This window comes from Exiguobacterium sp. KRL4 (assembly GCF_001870785.1).
In the GTDB taxonomy this organism is placed as follows: domain Bacteria; phylum Bacillota; class Bacilli; order Exiguobacteriales; family Exiguobacteriaceae; genus Exiguobacterium_A.
Map to the genome: position 1 here is coordinate 61,097 of NZ_MOLV01000020.1, position 18,504 is coordinate 79,600.

The 18,504-nt window shown below is 50.5% G+C and carries 17 protein-coding genes and 1 riboswitch; of the genes, 7 read left to right on the forward strand and 10 right to left on the reverse strand.

Annotated elements, in window-relative coordinates; all coding sequences use genetic code 11:
- Positions 1-9: 9 nt before the first annotated feature.
- The 9 genes from BLD48_RS12465 to BLD48_RS12505 all read right to left on the reverse strand — a co-directional run bounded on the left by BLD48_RS12465 (position 10) and on the right by BLD48_RS12505 (position 8,907).
- Positions 10-876 carry a ComEC/Rec2 family competence protein gene (locus BLD48_RS12465; protein WP_071500492.1) on the reverse strand — a complete coding sequence of 289 codons (867 nt, stop codon included), beginning with the start codon at positions 874-876 and terminating at the stop codon, positions 10-12.
- Complete coding sequence (locus BLD48_RS12470; RefSeq protein WP_071500493.1) at positions 873-1,430, reverse strand: histidine phosphatase family protein; 558 nt, start codon at positions 1,428-1,430, stop codon at positions 873-875. Before BLD48_RS12470 ends, BLD48_RS12465 begins: the two co-directional genes overlap by 4 nt.
- Positions 1,431-1,489: 59 nt before the next feature.
- On the reverse strand, positions 1,490-2,284 hold the full coding sequence (locus BLD48_RS12475; protein ID WP_071500494.1) for a DUF3307 domain-containing protein: 795 nt from the start codon (positions 2,282-2,284) through the stop codon (positions 1,490-1,492).
- Positions 2,281-2,928: a hypothetical protein gene (locus tag BLD48_RS12480; RefSeq protein WP_071500495.1), complete on the reverse strand. Its 648-nt coding sequence runs from the start codon at positions 2,926-2,928 to the stop codon at positions 2,281-2,283. Before BLD48_RS12480 ends, BLD48_RS12475 begins: the two co-directional genes overlap by 4 nt.
- A 239-nt stretch (positions 2,929-3,167) precedes the next feature.
- Positions 3,168-3,638, reverse strand: coding sequence for an NUDIX domain-containing protein (locus tag BLD48_RS12485; RefSeq protein ID WP_236630019.1), 471 nt, complete (start codon positions 3,636-3,638; stop codon positions 3,168-3,170).
- A 5-nt stretch (positions 3,639-3,643) separates the two neighbouring features.
- Positions 3,644-3,919: a hypothetical protein gene (locus BLD48_RS16315; RefSeq protein ID WP_161487720.1), complete on the reverse strand. Its 276-nt coding sequence runs from the start codon at positions 3,917-3,919 to the stop codon at positions 3,644-3,646.
- 50 nt (positions 3,920-3,969) lie between these two features.
- Positions 3,970-6,375 (reverse strand): DNA topoisomerase IV subunit A, encoded by a 2,406-nt coding sequence (gene parC / locus BLD48_RS12495; RefSeq protein WP_071500498.1) that lies wholly within the window; start codon positions 6,373-6,375, stop codon positions 3,970-3,972.
- Positions 6,368-8,338, reverse strand: coding sequence for a DNA topoisomerase IV subunit B (gene parE / locus BLD48_RS12500; protein ID WP_071500499.1), 1,971 nt, complete (start codon positions 8,336-8,338; stop codon positions 6,368-6,370). The genes parC and parE overlap by 8 nt, the downstream gene beginning before the upstream one ends.
- A 167-nt stretch (positions 8,339-8,505) precedes the next feature.
- On the reverse strand, positions 8,506-8,907 hold the full coding sequence (locus tag BLD48_RS12505; protein WP_071500500.1) for a CoA-binding protein: 402 nt from the start codon (positions 8,905-8,907) through the stop codon (positions 8,506-8,508).
- A gap of 412 nt (positions 8,908-9,319) precedes the next feature.
- Between BLD48_RS12505 and BLD48_RS12510 the strand changes: the two genes are divergently transcribed.
- The 7 genes from BLD48_RS12510 (at position 9,320) to BLD48_RS12540 (ending at position 18,288) form a co-directional block, all read left to right on the forward strand.
- Positions 9,320-10,360, forward strand: coding sequence for a tyrosine-type recombinase/integrase (locus BLD48_RS12510; protein ID WP_236630020.1), 1,041 nt, complete (start codon positions 9,320-9,322; stop codon positions 10,358-10,360).
- A 41-nt stretch (positions 10,361-10,401) separates the two neighbouring features.
- A complete protein-coding gene (locus BLD48_RS12515; RefSeq protein WP_071500502.1) occupies positions 10,402-13,032 on the forward strand; it encodes a DEAD/DEAH box helicase in 2,631 nt (876 codons plus the stop codon).
- Between the two features lie 346 nt (positions 13,033-13,378).
- Positions 13,379-14,047: a 50S ribosomal protein L25/general stress protein Ctc gene (locus tag BLD48_RS12520; RefSeq protein WP_071500503.1), complete on the forward strand. Its 669-nt coding sequence runs from the start codon at positions 13,379-13,381 to the stop codon at positions 14,045-14,047.
- Between the two features lie 91 nt (positions 14,048-14,138).
- Positions 14,139-14,238: riboswitch (TPP riboswitch) on the forward strand.
- A 104-nt stretch (positions 14,239-14,342) separates the two neighbouring features.
- Entirely contained in the window at positions 14,343-14,918 is a 576-nt protein-coding gene (locus tag BLD48_RS12525; RefSeq protein WP_071500504.1) for an ECF transporter S component, read from the forward strand.
- Complete coding sequence (locus tag BLD48_RS12530; RefSeq protein ID WP_236630021.1) at positions 14,915-16,474, forward strand: ABC transporter ATP-binding protein; 1,560 nt, start codon at positions 14,915-14,917, stop codon at positions 16,472-16,474. The genes BLD48_RS12525 and BLD48_RS12530 overlap by 4 nt, the downstream gene beginning before the upstream one ends.
- A complete protein-coding gene (locus tag BLD48_RS12535; RefSeq protein WP_071500505.1) occupies positions 16,440-17,165 on the forward strand; it encodes an energy-coupling factor transporter transmembrane component T family protein in 726 nt (241 codons plus the stop codon). Before BLD48_RS12530 ends, BLD48_RS12535 begins: the two co-directional genes overlap by 35 nt.
- Positions 17,166-17,244: 79 nt before the next feature.
- The gene (locus tag BLD48_RS12540; protein WP_071500506.1) at positions 17,245-18,288 is read left to right on the forward strand and encodes an FAD-dependent oxidoreductase; all 1,044 of its coding nucleotides are present in this window, start codon (positions 17,245-17,247) and stop codon (positions 18,286-18,288) included.
- A gap of 93 nt (positions 18,289-18,381) precedes the next feature.
- Here BLD48_RS12540 and BLD48_RS16095 read toward each other — a convergent pair.
- Positions 18,382-18,504, reverse strand: a 123-nt coding sequence (locus tag BLD48_RS16095; RefSeq protein WP_143082942.1) for an IS3 family transposase, incomplete at its 5' end; no start/stop codon positions are given.

Genomic DNA, 18,504 nt, shown 5'->3' on the forward strand with positions numbered 1-18,504 from the left:
TCTTCTCCTTTACTCGGGGCGTAAGTCTGTCCGACTCTTGACTTCAATTATCGTCCCGTTTGAGGTGTACTGGACCGTTCCCATCCGGTCCGTTCGATCGACGGTGATGCTTTCTGCTGCCAGTGCATTCATGACGGTCGGTCGCGGATGGCGGTAAGCATTGCCTTCGCCGACCGAAATCAATGCCCGCGTCGGATGGACCGCTTGCAAAAATGGGATTGAAGACGATGTATCCGCGCCATGGTGTCCGATTTTTAGGACATCAGCCGTCAAATCGATCCCAGTCGCCAGCAAATCCTGCTCCGTCCGTATCGGTGCGTCTCCCATGAAGAGAAACGTGTTGTCGACGTGGCTCAAGCGAACGACGGCACTCCAACTGTTCAAATCACTTGTCCCGTCCTGGACTGGGGCGAGTATCGCAAGATCAACCGATTGACTCGGTATCGTCACACCGGATTTTGCCGTCTTGATCGTCACGCCTTCTCGTTTGACTGCGAGTAGGAAGTCCCGGTAAGTCTCCGTCGTATGATTGACACGGGGCGCGTAGACCTGTTCGACTTCAAACGCATCGAGGACGGTGTCGAGCCCGCCAATATGATCGGCATCGGGGTGGGTTGCGATGACCGTGGTCAGACGGGTAACGCCCAGTGTTTTCAAGTAACGGACGACATCATCTCCTTTTCCGTTATTCCCGCCATCAATCAAAATCGTCTCTGTTTTCGTCTGAATGAACGTGCTGTCGCCTTGACCGACATCAAATCCGTAGACGATCACCTCGCTTGTGGGTGCTGTCTGGTTACTCTGTTTTTCGTCGCGTGTCATATAAAAAACAACGATCAATCCAAGAACAAGCAGGAGGGTAGCCCCCCATTTCATGACCGCACCTCCCGTTTCTCAAACAGATACAACATGCCGTTTCGCGGGTGACCGAAACGTGGTCCGACATAGCCCCGTTTTTTCAGAGCCGCCCGCATCAAAATCATCATACCGCCGTGTCCGACGAGTAAAACCCGGTCGTGTTCCCCTTGTTCGAACGTCAATTGATTCAGCAGGACGGTAATCCGTTCGTTGGCATCTTTGATTTCTGCTTGAATCCGCTTACTGAAGGGGGCGACCAGGCGTCCAATCAATGCCCACGCGAGAAACGGCAGACGAATCCGGGAGCGGATCGTCGGAAAGGGGACCTCGCGTAATAAATCGGTCACGATGATGTCTTCCGAATAGACGCTTTTTGCCGTCTGGACGGCGCGCGGCATACTACTGGCATAACAAAGTGTCCAATCGATGTTGCCAAGCTCGACCGGTTGCACATCGATGGTTGAGACATCATATCGTTCAATCCAGGCCTCGATGTCGGCTGCGCTGATCCAACCTTTTGTCGGATAACCTTCCGTTACCCGGTGGTGTCTGACTAATCCAATCTGTTTCATATCTTGCGACGGTTTCTTGTATCAAGCAACCGTCCCACCTCTCTTTCTATCTCTCGTCATCATAAAGCGATGCGGATCGCCATGCCACATAACAAGGCGCCAAGAATACTAAGTAAACTGCCGATGATATAATATTCCGCAAATCGACGGTCGTCAAACTGTTTGAAGCGGGCGAGTGCCTTCAAGGCGATGATGAAGCCGATTGCTCCCGTCGCATTGACGGCGACGAGACAGACGATGATGGCTCGTTCGACCAATCCGATGTACCGGCCGACCCCATTGATTTCCGTCGTGTAACTGCGGGCGGAGTCTTCGACCTCATGGGTGACGGAACGCTTCAGTCCATCCAATTGTTCCTTCCGGGTGACCTTCCGTTCAAAATGCGACTCAATCAAGCGGGGGGCAAACGGCGCGAGGAGTGGGGCGATCCCTCGTCCAATCAGTTCCGTCGCGATCAGTCCCCAGGCCGTGATCCATAAGACCTGATCCAGTAACGGAAAGGGCGTGGGCCAATCGACATCTGTCACATAGAGTACGAATCCGATCAGTATGCCGATATGCAGCAGCTGATCGATCCAAAACGCAAGTGCCGGATGCAGGACCCGCTTCAGCGGCGAGCCGTCGAGGAAAAGATGTGTCAGAACGATTCCACTTCCGATCAGCAAGGCATCCGTTTTGGTGAGGTGACCGAGCGCATAAAACAGACCGAGAACTACGCTGTTTCCGATGCTATGTATGCTGATGTGTGCCAGTAATACGCAGAATTGACGCTGTTTTGACTTTGCCATTCGTTTACTTTGAAAGGGAAAATCGGCTAACAGATGAACCAGCAGTAAACTTAATAATAAGGTCATCCGATGGCCTCCCAGACTTGCAACTGCTTCAGGGCGTCAACTAGTGCCTTTTCTAAACGTCTACGCTGTTTACGTTGCGAGCGGGCAACAAGTTTCGCGACATTCATCCGGGCATCTTTTTCCTGAAAGCCCATTTTTAAGCCGATTTCTTCATAGGTCGCGTCCGGATATTGATCCATCAGCCGGTGGAGTTCGATTTGCCGGTCCGTTTTTCCGAAATACGCAGGATACAACATCTCGATATAACCGTTCAGCAGGGCGGTCGGCAAATAAGGGGGGCCGCTGAACGCAATCTGATTTTGGGCCTGTTTGGCGGCTTCCTGGGCCTCGAAAGCAAAAATAATGGCACTCCCGTTAGCTTCATCGGCTTGCATCGTCGATAATGTCTCGTATTGACCAAAACCAATTCCGATGTAACCTGCAAGCGGTTGGTGCAGAAGCATCAGCACAAGCGGATAACTGACCTGGTATTCGTTGAAGACCCCAAGCAGACTGTCACCGGACTTGACCTGAAATGGGACAAGCGCTTCAGGAAATGCTTGATTCAATTGATCTGCCAGCATTCGCAAATCCGTTAATAATTGTTCTTTACTCGGATAAGCACGTGAATTTTGAATATCGAATGAGACGGCGACAGCTTGCATAAACATCCTCCTTTGTTACCACATATACGGTAACTTATTCAATGTTACTGATTTAAAGGTAACAAATCAATTGTTACTGTATATAGAGTAACAGGGGAGCAAACAAAAAACCAAGAGCAACCGAAAAATATTTATTTTTTTCTTTAAGTTAACATAACATATATTATCACTAGTTATGAATCTCTGTCTCATAATCAAGGTAAACTTAAGATAGTGAGACAATTCAAAAAAACACGGGATTATCCGTGTTTTCGACAATCATAATGTTGTGTCCGCTCCAAGCGATGAATCAATCGATCCAAGAAAATATGATGCCGGCGTTCGAGTTGCGTGATTCGTTCAAGCGGCAACCACGCGAAATGGAAAAAATCACCGCAATCCTGACCGTCGCCCGCAACACAATGCGTCCATCTGTTTTCCTGACATTCGATATGGGCATGGTAGAAATACGTGTAATGAACCCGCATCCGTTCGGGATACCGCATTTCTTCTTCGCCGACGTATTGAACGGTCGCCAGTGACAAGCCGCTTTCCTCAAGTGTCTCCCGAACAGCCGCTTCTTTCGCGATTTCAGCATCTTCGATCGTCCCAGCCGGAATTTGCCAATCACTGTCTGGAGCTGATTGCGGATGAAATACAAGGAGTTCCCATCCCTCTGGTTGTTCCCGTGTGATATAGATTGCTACTTTTTCGCGTCTTCTGAATTTCATCGTCATCACCTCTCCAGTTCGGCAGATTGCACAAAAGCAGCCGAGGACATGTCCGTAGCTGCTTGATGAATCTTAAAATATAAGCTAAAGCTCCGAACTGCCCGCTCCACGTCTTTTGTGGTGATCTTGCCTTGACCATTTTCTTTTATTGTAGCGGTTCTTGGCGGTTGTTTCAATTTGTAAACGACTGTTTTCTCGATAATTCGAAGAAAAGTCTGAAAAAGCGGCCCGAACAGCATGGAGAAAGCTACAAACGTGTAGGAATCAACGACTTTTGACACCATGCGATAAAAAAAGACACCCCTCTTTTAAAATGAGGGGCATCTGACCATCAAATGGTGTACCAGTCGGTAAGTGAACCAAATTTCTCTTCGTCATACGCAAACGATCCGTTCGACAAGCGGTCCAGATAAGATAAGGACTGGACTTGAATCGTCTTTTCCTGATCTTTTCCGATTAAGACCAACTCTTTTGCTTGGGTGACATCAATCAGGGCCGTGACTTGGTGTGGTTTTGATTTTAAGTCACGCAATAATTGAGCGCCACGTAATGCACGATTCGAGACTTGGAACTGATCGGCGAGACGCATCTTCTTCAACGCACCCCGTTGTGTCAATAAGACGATGTTTGGTGCTTGTTTGAAGCCGATCGCACCGGCAACGACATCTTGATCCCGTAAATTGATCGCTTTGACACCCGCTGCCCGGACGCCGACGACGGGGACATCGTCTTCCGTGAACCAAAGTCCGAAACCGTGTTGTGTCGTCAAAAATAGCTGTTCCTGTCCGGTCGAGACTTTGGCATACAAGACTTCGTCATCGGCCCGTAAGCGGACACCTTGGAGCGGTTTAGACTTCCGTTGGGCGTTGTAATCACTCAGCTTCGAACGTTTGACCATCCCTTGACGGGTGACGAACAGACAATGCGACGTCTCGTCAAAGGTCCGGACGAGATCGACCGATAAAATCCGATCGCCGGGATCAAGCGGCACGAGGTTCGCGACATGTTGCCCGCCGTCTTTCCACTTCGTATCCGGTAACTGGTGGACAGGAAGCAAAAGATAGTTCCCTTGAATCGTCCAGACGATGACATGATCCGTCGTCATCGCTTGCCCTTGATACAGCAGGCGATCCTGTTCCTTCATCTCCGGTAAATCGTTGGTTGCGCCAAATGACCGCATGGAAGACCGCTTGATATAGCCGTTTTTCGAGACGAAGACCATTGTTTCTTCGACCGCAATCATGACTTCCGTCTTCAGTTTCAGTTCTTCGACTTCCGCTTCGACCGTCGAACGTCGGTTATCGGCGACCTGCTCTTTTAAGACGGTCAATTCCTTGATGATCAATCGGTTCCGCGTTTTTTCGTCGTTCAAAATCTTCTCAAGACGCGTGATTTCTTTTTCGAGTTTCGCCGCTTCGTCCTGTAATTCGACGATATCGGTGTTCGTCAACCGGTATAGCTGCAACATGACGACCGCTTCTGCTTGGCGATCCGTAAAGTTAAACCGTGCAATCAGATTGTCTTTGGCTTCTGATTTATTAGATGCCGATCGAATCAAGGCCAGTGTCTCGTCGAGGACGGAAATTGCCGTCATCAAAGCGGAAACGACTTCTTGGCGGCGTTTCGCCTGCTCAAGGTCAAACGACGTCCGGCGAATGACGACATCCTTGACGTGACTGAGATAGGCATCGAGAAGTGCCAACACGCCCATCTGACGGGGTGTCCGCTCATGAATCGCCACCATATTGTAGTTATATGCGACTTGGAGATCGGTTTGCTTCAGATAAAAGTGAAGCACCCCTTCCGCATCCGCTTCTTTTTTCAGTTCGATGACAACGCGCAGTCCATCACGGTCCGTCTCGTCGCGGACTTCAGCAACACCTTCGACTTTTCGATCGAGCCGGAGTTCTTCCATCCGTTTGACGAGATTGGCTTTGTTGACTTCATACGGGAGTTCCGTAATCAGGATTTGTTGGCGTCCGCCGCGTAACGTTTCGATCGTTGCCCGCGAGCGGATGATGACCTTCCCACGTCCGGTTTCAAATGCTTTTTTGATGCCGTCCAGTCCTTGGACGACACCACCGGTCGGAAAATCGGGGCCTTGCATATGCGTCAGAAGATCCTCCACATTATGGACCCGTCCTTCGATGCGACCGATTGCGGCATCAAGGACTTCACCGGCATGGTGCGGGGGGATTTCCGTTGCATATCCGGCCGAGATGCCGGTCGACCCGTTCATCAGCAGGTTGGGTAACAACGATGGCAAAACAAGCGGTTCTTCCGTCGTGTCATCAAAGTTAAGCGTATAGTCGACGGTTTGTTTATTGATGCCCTCTAAAATCAAACTTGAGACTTTCGATAACCGGGCTTCGGTATACCGCATTGCAGCCGCGCTGTCGCCGTCGATTGATCCGTTGTTTCCTTGCATATCGACTAACGGATAACGCAATTTCCACTCCTGGCTCAACCGGACCATCGCTTCGTAGACCGAAGAGTCACCGTGGGGGTGGTAGTTACCGATGACGACGCCGACAGTTTTCGCCGATTTCCGGTAAGCACGGTCAAACAGGTTGCCTTCCGTATGCATCGCATACAAAATCCGGCGTTGGACCGGCTTTAAGCCGTCACGTGCGTCCGGTAAGGCCCGGTCCTGGATGATATATTTCGAGTAACGACCGAACCGGTCCCCAACGACTTGCTCGAGGGACAGATTCAGAATGTTTTGCAGGTTAGACATGTTCGTTCACACTCTCTTTCGTGACGTGTTCATTTTCGATGATCGAGAGATCTTCCGTCAGACCAAACGCCACGTTGTCTTCAATCCAGCTCCGGCGATGTCCGACGTTGTCTCCCATCAGCACGGAGACTCGTTTTTCCGCGACGGCAGCATCGTCAATCGTGACACGGATCAACGTCCGTGTATCCGGATCCATCGTCGTTTCCCACAGTTGTGGTGCATTCATCTCACCCAGTCCTTTGTAGCGCTGGATCATATAGCCTTTACCGAACTTTTTCGTCGTTTTGGCCAACGTTTCTTCGTCCCAGACGTATTCAAACTTCTCGGATTTCCCTTTTCCTTTTGAGACACGGTAAAGTGGCGGCAAGGCGACAAACACTTTACCGGCATCAATCAAGGGACGCATGTAGCGGAAGAAAAACGTCAGTAATAAAACTTGGATATGAGCGCCGTCGGTATCGGCATCGGTCATGATGATGACTTTATCGAAGTTGCAGTCGGACAGGTCGAAGTCCGCTCCGACGCCACTTCCGATTGCATGAATGATCATATTGATTTCTTCGTTTTTCATGATGTCGGCAAGCTTCGCTTTTTCCGTGTTCAGGACTTTCCCGCGTAACGGTAAAATCGCTTGGAACGTCCGGTTGCGCCCTTGTTTTGCTGAACCACCAGCAGAATCTCCCTCGACGAGGAACAATTCATTTTTTTCGGCATTTTTTGACGCGGCTGGCGTCAATTTTCCGTTCAAGATACTCGAACGTTTCTTTTTCTTGCCGTTCCGGGCTTCTTCGCGGGCTTTACGCGCAGCTTCCCGGGCTTGTGCGGCACGGATCGCTTTTTTGATCAAGAGTGTCGCTGTCTGTGGATTCTCTTCGAGATAGGTCGACAGGCGGCGTGTAATGACGGCGTCACAACTCGTCCGGGCTTCCGGCGAACCGAGTTTGGATTTCGTTTGTCCTTCGAACTGCAGGAATTCTTCCGGGATCCGGATCGAGACGATCATCGTCAATCCTTCGCGGATATCGTTCCCATCGAGGTTTTTATCTTTTTCTTTTAGGAGCGTGTTTTTACGGGCATATTCGTTCATCACCCGGGTCATCGCTGTTTTCGCCCCGACTTCATGGGTTCCGCCGTCGCGTGTCCGGACGTTGTTGACGAACGACAAGACGTTTTCCGAATAAGCGTCCGTGAACTGGAAGGCGATATCGACTTCGATGTCGTTTTCCGTCCCTTCAAAGGCGACTGTCGGGTGTAACGTATCCTTGTCGTCGTTCAAGTAACCGACAAATTCGCTGACGCCGTCTTCGTATTGGAACGTGTCCGCTTTTTCTGACCGTTCATCGGTCAGGGTGATTTTTAGACCTTTCAGCAAAAACGCGGATTCGCGTAAGCGTTCAGCCAACGTATCGTAATTGTATGTCAGTGTACTGAAGATTTTGGCGTCCGGTTTGAAATAGACGCTGGTCCCTTTTTGACGAGTCGTCCCTGTTTCGAGCAAGGTCGTTTTTGGAATCCCGCCGTCTTCGAATGTCTGCTCAAACTGTTTCCCGTCACGGTAGATCGTGACTTTCAACTGCGTCGACAGCGCGTTGACGACGGATGCGCCGACACCGTGCAGTCCGCCCGATGTTTTGTAGCCGCCTTGACCAAATTTTCCGCCGGCATGAAGCACCGTGAAGATGACTTCCGCCGTTGGTTTCCCGGAAGCGTGTATCCCGGTCGGCATGCCGCGTCCGTGGTCACGCACCGTAATTGCGTTATCTTTATGGATGATGACATCAATCTGTTCCCCGAATCCAGCGAGTGCCTCATCGATCGCATTATCGACGATCTCATACACCAAATGGTGGAGTCCGCGATGATCGGTCGAGCCGATATACATACCCGGGCGCTTCCGGACTGCTTCGAGTCCTTCTAACACCTGTATGGCATCATCATTATAATTGTTTAAATCTGTCGCCATGTTTTTCACCTCAAATAGAAAAACGTCGAATATTCCAAACGTTCGTTCGTTTTTCTAGTAGTCTGTATCTAATTGTAGGCATCTTCTTGCTATCTGACAAGGATAATCTAACAAACAAGAAAAAAAGACACCTACTGCAAGTGCGTAGATGTCCCTGTTATTTCCCTTTATAAGTATTGATGTTCGATTTTGACACAACGATTTTCGATATACGGGATACCGGCACCAAGTGCTAAGCTTTCCGCTTCGACACTCGATAACCCGAGCTGATTCCAAATCATTCCGACGTCTCCATGGGAAACCACGTCCCTTGCGACGTCAGCTAAAAACTCCGATCGGCGGAAGACGTCGACGATGTCAATGTGTCCCGGGATGCTGGCGACACTTGGATAGACTTTTTTGCCATTCCATTCGTTTAAGGTCGGATTGACCGGAATGACTTCGTAACCGTGTTGGACCAGGTAGTCGGCGATCCAGTTGGCTGTTTTACCGGAGTCGCTTGAGACCCCGACGACCGCAATCCGTTTTGCGTCTTTTAATAGTTGACGAGCTTGTTGATCAGAAATCATATCGTATCCCCCTTAGATGTAAATGCAAGAATCTCTTAGTCTATATACCCGATTCAAATCGGATTAAGCATGACAAATGCTGTCTGGTGTGTCTGAAAAACGATTTTCTCTAAAAACGCGCTGTACGTCGATGAGACGACCAACTACCTGTCGAAAGAATGTTCACTGCAACTGAGAGCGATTTTGGTTTTTTTAATTAAGTTAACATAACATAATTATCGTTCCAATAACCTAAAAATCCTGATTCGATTTGATTTGCATCGAGACGCACATAGTTCCATCCGAGCGGAATTCGATGCAACTGAGCGCTCCCTGTCTGACAATTTAACGTTGCGTGAAATAACTATTTCACGCAAACTAGTGTACCGTCTACCAACGTTTGGTATAGTAGTAACAGAGAGGGGATAGAATGATGAGTTTGTTTAAAAACCTAGGAAAAACCGTAAAAACGATACCCCTTCCCGCCCATACGATGGATCTTCCGGGATATGTCCGGATGCCGGATTTCATCCGATCCTATATCGACCATTTGGCGTCGAAAAATTTCTCGAAGGCGACGATGCGGCGGTATGTCTACGATTTTGATTCATTTTTCCATTTCGTCGCGGAAGCGTCGGGAGAAGCGATTCAGGCGCGGGATATCACGCAGGAAGCGTTTCTTGAAATTGACGGGTCCGGGATTGCCGCTTATGCGGAATACTTAGCTTTAACGAAGCAAAATGCCCCAAGTGTCATCAACCGGAAGCTGTCGGCTTTGCAGTCGCTGTTCCGCCATTTGATCGACATCGGTGTTTTGTCTGACAATCCGGTCGCGAAAATCAATCGTCCGAAACAGGCGAAGCGGGAGCCGGTCTACTTAACGAAACGGGAATGGGACGAACTGATGCAGCTGTTGCCGTCGAACGTCGAAATGAATGCCCGGGAAGCCGCGCATTATGAGCGGGATCGTGTCCGAGATATCACGTTGTTCCAGTTGCTCGGGTACAGCGGGATGCGGCTCAGTGAAATGACGCAATTGACGTGGAGTGCCGTTGATTTTCACGAAGGAACGATTCGGGTCATCGGGAAAGGAAACAAGGAACGTGTCATTCCGCTTGCGAAACCAGTCCGCGTCGCCTTGCGGAAATATGTCGCCCACTACGGCTTGGCGATACGCGGGGGAGATCCGATTTTTCAAAAGCAAGGGAAAGCGCTCAGTCCGCGGACTGTCCAACATATCTTAAAACGGCACGTCGATCGTTTGCGTCCTGTTTTACCGTTTTTGGAACGGAAACAAATTACGCCCCATAAATTGCGGCATACATTTGCGACCCGTCTTGCAACAGGTGGTGTGGATGTCTTGACGATCCAGCAATTACTCGGGCATGAATCGGTCGCGACGACGCAAGTCTATGCCCATATCGGCGATCAAGAGAAAAAACGGGCGATTGAATTATTTGATGGTGAACGATAATTATATTATGTCACCTATGTCCTATTGAAAGGAGTATCCGGATGAATTATGGATTAAGTGAACGAAAAATCAAACAAATGTCCGATACGTATGCTTTCCGTCGCGGCAAACGGTATGTCGCCTCTAAAAAAGTGACGTTGCGAAACTACCAATCCGGTGACTTGCTCGTCGAAGCCGCCGTTCAGGGAGAATCGGTCTTCACCGTCACCGTCCGCGTCAAGGAACATGGCGTCGATGCCGGTTGCAACTGTCCGTCGCTTGCGATGGATCAATCGTTTTGCGGGCATATCGTCGCCGTCTTACTGGCGATGCATCATGTTCAAGTCTACGGTACACCTGCCGGGAATCAATCGGTGCTCCGTCCATTCGCGACGACGCGGCAGACGGAAGACGAGACGGCCGGGGCTTATCTGAATCAGTTGAGTCAAGAACAGCGGGCGACACTCCGATTTGATGTCAGCGGTCCAGCGATTGTGATGGAAAGTATCACAGCGCAACAACGTTTTATCATCAGTTCCGAGTATTTCGACCGCCTCCTGCAAACGCGTGACCGGTTACGGAATCTCGCAGACATTTGGCTCAGTCCTCTGCTTAAACAACGACTCGTCAGCGGTTCGCCGACGGTCGAGCTGGCACTGGACCGGGAGCAAGGTGGACTTGAACTGATCGTGACGTTTAGCTATCAAGGGGTTCGGATCGATCCGTTGCAAGAGACGGACTGGCTCGGACGCGATGTGTCAATCGAAGGAGCGGTCCTCCGCTACGTGAAGGAGAGTGGTTTCTTGGGGCGGAACGGTCGCTATCGGTTAGAGGAAGAAGCGGCGGAATATCAATTTCTGAAAGGTTTGCTCGATCCCCGTATCGTTTACGGGGAACTCGTCGTTCAGGTGACGGAAAGTATCCGTCAATCCTTACCAAACGGACCGTTTCATCCGCGGATCGACGTCGACACGACGGATCGCCTGGATTGGTTGACCTTCCGCTTTTCCATGGACGGGATACCGGAAGTGGAACTGAAACAGGTCTTGCAGTCCCTCACCACCCGTAAGACCTATCACCGATTGCGGAGCGGTCAGTTTGTCTCGTTTGAGACCCGGGCGTTTGAACAGTTGCAACGTGTGTTCCGGCAACTCGAAGCAGCGGAACAAGACCAACTTGAGGCGATTCTCCGGACGCCGGCCCTGCCGAACCTCAAATATTTGGTCGGAGCTTCCTTCTTGCATATCCACAAACAATTGACGGAGCGGTGGCTCGAGCTGAAAAATGGAACGGGTGTTTACCTGAACTTTCCAGAAAGACTCGAACAGTTGTTGTATCCGTACCAACGGGCAGGGATTCAGTTCATGGCGAATCTTGCCGGGCATGACGGACACGGTATTCTAGCCGATGAGATGGGGCTCGGGAAGACGATCCAAGCGATCGGGTATCTCGAGACGCTTCCGCCGGGCCGGATGTTGATTGTCGCACCAGCCTCCCTGCTCCATAATTGGCAGGCGGAACTGGCACGATTTGCACCGGCAAGAACGGTTCACCTGTTGAACGGAGCACGGAAACAACGGTTGACCCGACTCGAGACGTTACCAGCAGACGGGATTTTTCTAATTTCCTATCCGTCGTTACGGGCAGATACCGAGGCCCACCAAACCGTCGAATATGACGTCGCTATTTTTGATGAGGCACAACAGATGAAAAATCCGACGTCCGAGACAGCTGTCCGATTGCGCAAGCTCCGGGCGAAACGCCGCTTTGCGTTGACCGGCACACCGCTCGAAAACCGGACCGATGATCTCTGGTCGATTTTCCGGGTCATCTTCCCCTCCTTGCTGCCGGACTTACAGACGTTTCAAACGTGGTCGCACGACGAGATCAAACGATTCGTTCGACCATTTTTGATGCGACGGACAAAAGCCGAAGTCTTGCAGGATTTACCGCAAAAACAGATTGTCCACCATTATACAGAGCTCGGTCCGACGCAGAAAAAACTTTATGCTTCCTACTTGGCGAAACTGCAACTGGAAACGTTGAGTCATCTTGATGAAACGAAACGCGAGGACCGGATCAAGCTGCTTGCCGGTTTGACCCGGTTGCGGCAGATTTGCTGTGATCCGGCGTTATTTATCGACGGGTATACCGGTGAATCGACGAAACTGGAACGATTGTTGATGTTGATTGAAGAAAAACTAGCAGCCGGACATCGGCTGTTGATTTTTTCCCAGTATACGAAGATGCTCGGACGAATCCAAGAACGGCTGGCGGAGAGGCAGCTTAAGCACTTTTTGCTGACGGGTGAGACGCCGGTGGAAGACCGGGTATTGATGTGTGACCGGTTCAATGCCGGCGAAGTCGATTTATTTTTGATTTCCTTAAAGGCCGGCGGAACCGGTCTGAACCTGGCGACAGCAGATACCGTGATTTTATATGACAGTTGGTGGAATCCGGCCGTCGAACAACAAGCGGCTGACCGGGCCCACCGCTTGGGACAGCAATCGCCGGTTGAAGTAATCAAGTTATTGATGACCGGGACGATCGAGGAAAAGATGGCGGAATTGCAGGACCGAAAGGCAACGATGATCGATGCCGTCTTGTCGGACCAAAAGCCGGATATTTTAACGATTCGTGAACTCGTCCGTCTGCTCGATTCCCCTGTTTCAGTCGATACATCAGCCGATTAACAACGGAAACAGAAGAAAATCTCAAAAAAATGAAAGACCTTCAAGCCGTTGCCTATCAACAGGTTTGAAGGTCTTTCGACAATCAAATTCATAAAAAGAGGTTTTAACTTTTGAAAAACGGGGGTATATCTACATTAGCACCGTACAACACGGTCGCTTTTCAACATTTTTTCTCAATATCAGCGTAATGACCTGGGAGAGAAATGCTACTTGTTCACTTAGATCTTCATTATCGATGAAATCAATTTGAAATAGCATTCGTAGATTATCTGTACCGGAACATCTTGTTCCACTCCTACATTCATTACCTTTTGAGAGCTATACCAAATTCAAGGGGGAAATGAACATGTCAGTAACATTAAAAGTAGAAGAACGCGAAGTACGCCCACGCTCACTTAGAAAGCAATTACGTCATGAAGGAAAAGCTCTTGGTGTCGTGTATGGTTACAAAGTGGAAAGCACACCGATTTCATTCGATGAAAAAGAATTGGTCAAAGTCGTCCGCGATCACGGTGAAAACGTCTTGGTTGCCCTTCAAATCGGCGGCAAAAAAGTCAACACGTTGATCAACAAGCTCGATATGGACATCTTTACACCAACAATCAAACACGTGGAATTCATCGCAGTTAAAATGGATGAAGAAACAGAAGTCGAAACGGATATCGTCCTTGTCGGCGAATCGGCTGGCGCGAAACTTGGCGGATTCCTTTCACAAACACTCTTTAAAGTAACAGTTGCAGCAACACCAGATAAATTACCGGAACGCATCGAAGTTGATGTAACGGATCTTGCAATCGGAGATTCAATTACAGTTGCTGATCTTCCGGAAGAAAAAGATTTCCGCGTTGTCACAGAAGGTGACATTCAAGTCGCAGCTGTCGTCGAATCGACACTTGAAGCTGACCTTGAAGAAATCGAAGAAGCTGAAGCACAAGCAGCTGAAGCGGATACAGCAGATGATTCAGAAAAAACTTCTGAAGAGCAAGCTGAAGAAAACAAAGAAGGCAAAGAGTAATTTTTTCTCCCCTCCCCTCGTGGAGGGTTTTTTTATGCATATTGACAAGTCGCGGCGACAGCCGTACAGTGAAGATGATACACATCATTGACACATCCACTAGGGGAGCCCATTCGGCTGAGACGATTTACTTCGGACCCTTTGAACCTGATCTAGTTCATACTAGCGTAGGAAAGTGGAGCGGAATCTTCGTGCTCTTTTTCTGCGCCTAGCAGGTTACACGACCGCTCTCTTTTCATAGAGGGCGGTCTTTTTGTGGTTTCTTTGTGGGTGTGCATTCAAAGGAGAAGTGATTATGAACAGTTGGAAAATGAAAGAAATCATCGTCATGATGATGCTTGCGGTCGCCTGTGGTGTCCTTTACTTAGGATGGTCGACGTTATGGTTGCCGATCTCAGCCATCTTCGGACCGGTCGGATCAAACTGGATGTTCGGCATCTGGGTCATCGCCAGTCCCCTAGTCGCCTACATCATTCAAAAACCGGGCGCGGCGTTGATTGCGGAAGTCGTCGCCGCTGCCGTCGAATTGTTTACCGGTAGTCATTTCGGCTTGTCCGCTTTATTAATCGGACTGGCGCAAGGGATTGGAGCGGAAGTTGCCTTTGCCATATTCGGCTACCGGACGTTTAATACGTTCACCTTGATGTTGTCCGGTGTTTTTGCCGCCGTCGGAAGTATGGTCTACAGCCTCATCGTGAATGGATTTGCCTACTATACGACGACGACCCTGCTGTTGACGTTTTCCCTGCAACTCGTCAGCGGAGCATTGCTCGGCGGATTGCTCGCAAAAATAATCGTCGACGCGCTCGTTAAAACCGGGACACTGAACGGTTATGCAGTCGGACGGCAACGGAAGCAGCGTGCCGCATGATGCAGTGCGAGCACCTGTCCGTCCACTATCCCGACCAGGATTCACCGGTCTTGCACGACTTGTCGATCACGATCGATAAAGGAGAAACGACCTTGCTCGTCGGTCCAAGCGGCAGTGGCAAGACAACCTTTTTACACGTCCTTGCCGGTCTGTTGCCGGACACGATTGAAGCAGATGTCACCGGCCGCTGGTTGACCGAGGGAACGATCGGGATTTTGTTCCAACAACCGGACGATCAGTTTTGTATGCAGACGGTCGGGGCGGAAATCGCCTTTAGTCTCGAGAATCGGCAGATTGCCCGCAGTGAGATGGAGGGACGGATCCAGTTGCTGTTAGCGCGGGTCGGACTTGATCTCGCCTTGACGACACCGATTGCCGAACTGTCCGGCGGGATGAAGCAACGGCTCGCTTTGGCCTGTGTCCTCGCCCTTGAACCGGACATCTTATTGCTGGATGAACCGACGGCGCAACTGGATCCGAGTGGTCAACGGACGATGATGCATCTGATTGAAGAATTGCACCACGATCCTGACTTGACGCTCGTTCTGATTGAACATCAGCTCGATCAATGCGTGACGTTTGCCGACCGGGTACTCGTCTTTGGGGGCGGTCGCTTGTTGCTCGACGGAACGCCGTATGACGTGTTTCATCAACAGCGGGAAGTGATGTTGGCGCTTGGTATCGCGATGCCACTCCTCTATCCATATGGGCTCGAGACATTACCGGAACTGTCCGGACAAGCCTGTCATCTGAAGAAACGTCCGGTTGAACGTCGAGCGGTTGTAACGGAGCGGACATTTGAGCTGACGCGGGTCCGTGTCAAACGGGGGAAACGGACGATTCTTAACGATTTTTCATGGACGACCTTTTCCGGTCAATGGGTCATGCTCGTCGGACGCAACGGGGCTGGAAAAAGCACGGTCCTTGAGACACTGGCGAAATTGCTTCCGTCCCAAGGCGATATCCGTTTGTTCGACACCCCGCTTCGGAAATGGGCGGACCGGACGTATTACCAACAAGTTGGATTTGTTTTTCAGCAACCGGACTTCCAGTTCCTCAAACAGACAGTCGCGGACGAACTTGCCATCAGCTGTGCCGCCTTTGATCCGGAACGGGTCCAGACCGCCTTGCGTCATTATCGACTGACCGATGTCGCGGATCAGTCTCCCCTCGCGCTCAGTCTCGGACAAAAAAGACGGTTGAGTGTCGCGACGATGTTACTCGAACGAAAAGCAGTCTTGTTGCTCGATGAACCGACCTTTGGACAAGACGCTGAGACGACGGCACACATCATCGACGTGCTGCATCAAGCCCGGGAGGCAGGAACGACCGTGATCATGGTGACGCACGATATGGAGCTGGTCCACCGTTACGCCGACCGTGTTGTCGTCATCGGCGAGGAGCGTGTCCAGTTTGACGGGACGCCGCTGGAATTGTTTCAGGAAGAAGAACTTTTGGAACGAAACCAACTGTTCCGTCCGGTATCGTTTCTCTATCAACAACTCGAGGAGGTGAAGCACCGTGCAGGAAAACGACACACCGCTCACGCGTATTAATCCGGCAGTCAAGCTCGGAACGCTCCTCTATGTGATGGTGTTGCTGATTACGACGTCGAGTCTGCAAGTGACGCTTGCCTTATCGGTACTTGCTGCCGTCGGGGTCTGCAGTTCCGGTTGGCGTTTGCCGACGCTTCTTCTGCGTTTGGCTCCCTACGGTCTCTTGTTTTTGTTGACGTTTTGGATGATGGCGGCGTTTGGCAAAGGCAGCACCGAACTTTGGACGTTAGGCTGGTTTCGGATTACGGAAGAAAGTCTCGATCATGCCTGGTTGATTGCGACCCGGATGCTCGCTTTTGTCTTCCTGAGCTTGACGTTCGTTGCGACGACCGATCCGACACGGTTCGTCATGAGTCTGATTCATCAGTGTCGCCTGCCGGTTCGTCTGGCCTACGGATTTTTAGCCGGTCTTCGCTTTATTCCGATTTTTCGGCAAGCGATCCGGACCATTCGTCAAGCCCGACGTGTCCGCCGGCAACGGTCGATCTGGCCCTGGCAAACATTTTTTGATATCAGTCTGCCGCTCTTTACGACGAGCATCATCCGGTCGGAACAGATTGCGATTGCGATGGAAGCGCGTCAGTTCCAAACGAACCGGACGTATTATGTCCGACCAATCGTCACCCGCTTCGATCTGTTATTTTTCGGTCTCGTCAGCAGCATCGCGACGTCGCTTCGTCTTTTTGCCTGATGTAGCGGAAGATTACATCCCGCTACATCAGGGAAATACAATCACAGACGCAAAGAATTCAAAAAAGTAGGTGAACGTCGTGAAACGAATCGTCTTAGTAGGTGCGGGTCATGCGCATTTAGAATGTATCAAACAAGGCAGTCATCCGGATGTCGACTGGATTGTCATCAATCCTTCGCGCTATCAGTATTATTCCGGGATGTTTTCGGGGTTAGCCGACGGAACCTATACGCTCGATGAAACCCGGATTGATGTCAAAGCTTTGTGTGAGCGCTACGGTAAGACGTGGATCGAGGACCGGGTCACTCGGATTGACTCGGCGAATAAACAGGTGATTTGCCAGTCCGGACAGTTCCTGTCGTATGATATCGTGTCGTGCAACATCGGCTCGCGCGACTGGGATGTTGCCGGTGCACCGGCACGGGTGACGATCAAACCGAATTATCAGATTGATCAAGCACTCGAGACGTTCAGGAAAGCGGTCTCCCCTGTCATCATCGGTAGCGGTGCCGCGGCAGTCGAGATGGCGGCGTCGTTTCAGTCGAACGGTACCCCGGTCACCTTGATCCACGAAGAACCGTTGCTCAGTGGTCATCCGGCAGGTATGAAAATTGCGAAACGACTCGATCAACTGGGGGTCAAACGAATCGTCGATCGGTTTGACACGCTGGACGATCAAACGGCTCGCTTGCGGTCCGGTCAGTCGCTCCAGACGGATGCCCTTTTATTTTTAGGCGGTGCCCGTGCGAGCAAACTGTTTCAAGAATCGGATTTGTACTGTGACGCGCGTGGTTTCCTGCTCGTCCATGAGACGTTGCAGGCACTGGAGGATCCGTCGATCTTTGCCGTCGGTGACTGTGCGACGCTGACTGCGTATCCGGACACACCTAAAAACGGGGTGACGGCCGTTCGTCAGGCACCGGTCTTATTGACAAACCTACTTCGGTTCGTGAATCAAGAGCGTCTGGTGACGTTTCGGCCACAACGGCGTTATTTGACGATCCTTGCCCTCGGCGGTGAACAAGCGACATTGCTGTACGGGCGTCACCATCAGACCAACCATCTCAGCTGGTGTCTCAAACAATGGATTGACCGGAAATTTATCAAGAAGTATACAAACTAAATCTTGCTGATGAAACGAACAAAACCCCATCTGCTTCTCCCGGTGAACTGAGCCCTAGAGTTTGGACAGTTTAATAAAAGCACCCTTAACGTTTTAAGCTGCTATGAGATGGCTTCGGTATTGTACCGGAGTCATCTTTTGTAGTTTCCATTGTCTTCGTTCGCTATTGTAATAATCAATGTAAGCATCGACCATAGCACAAACCTCATCGAGGTC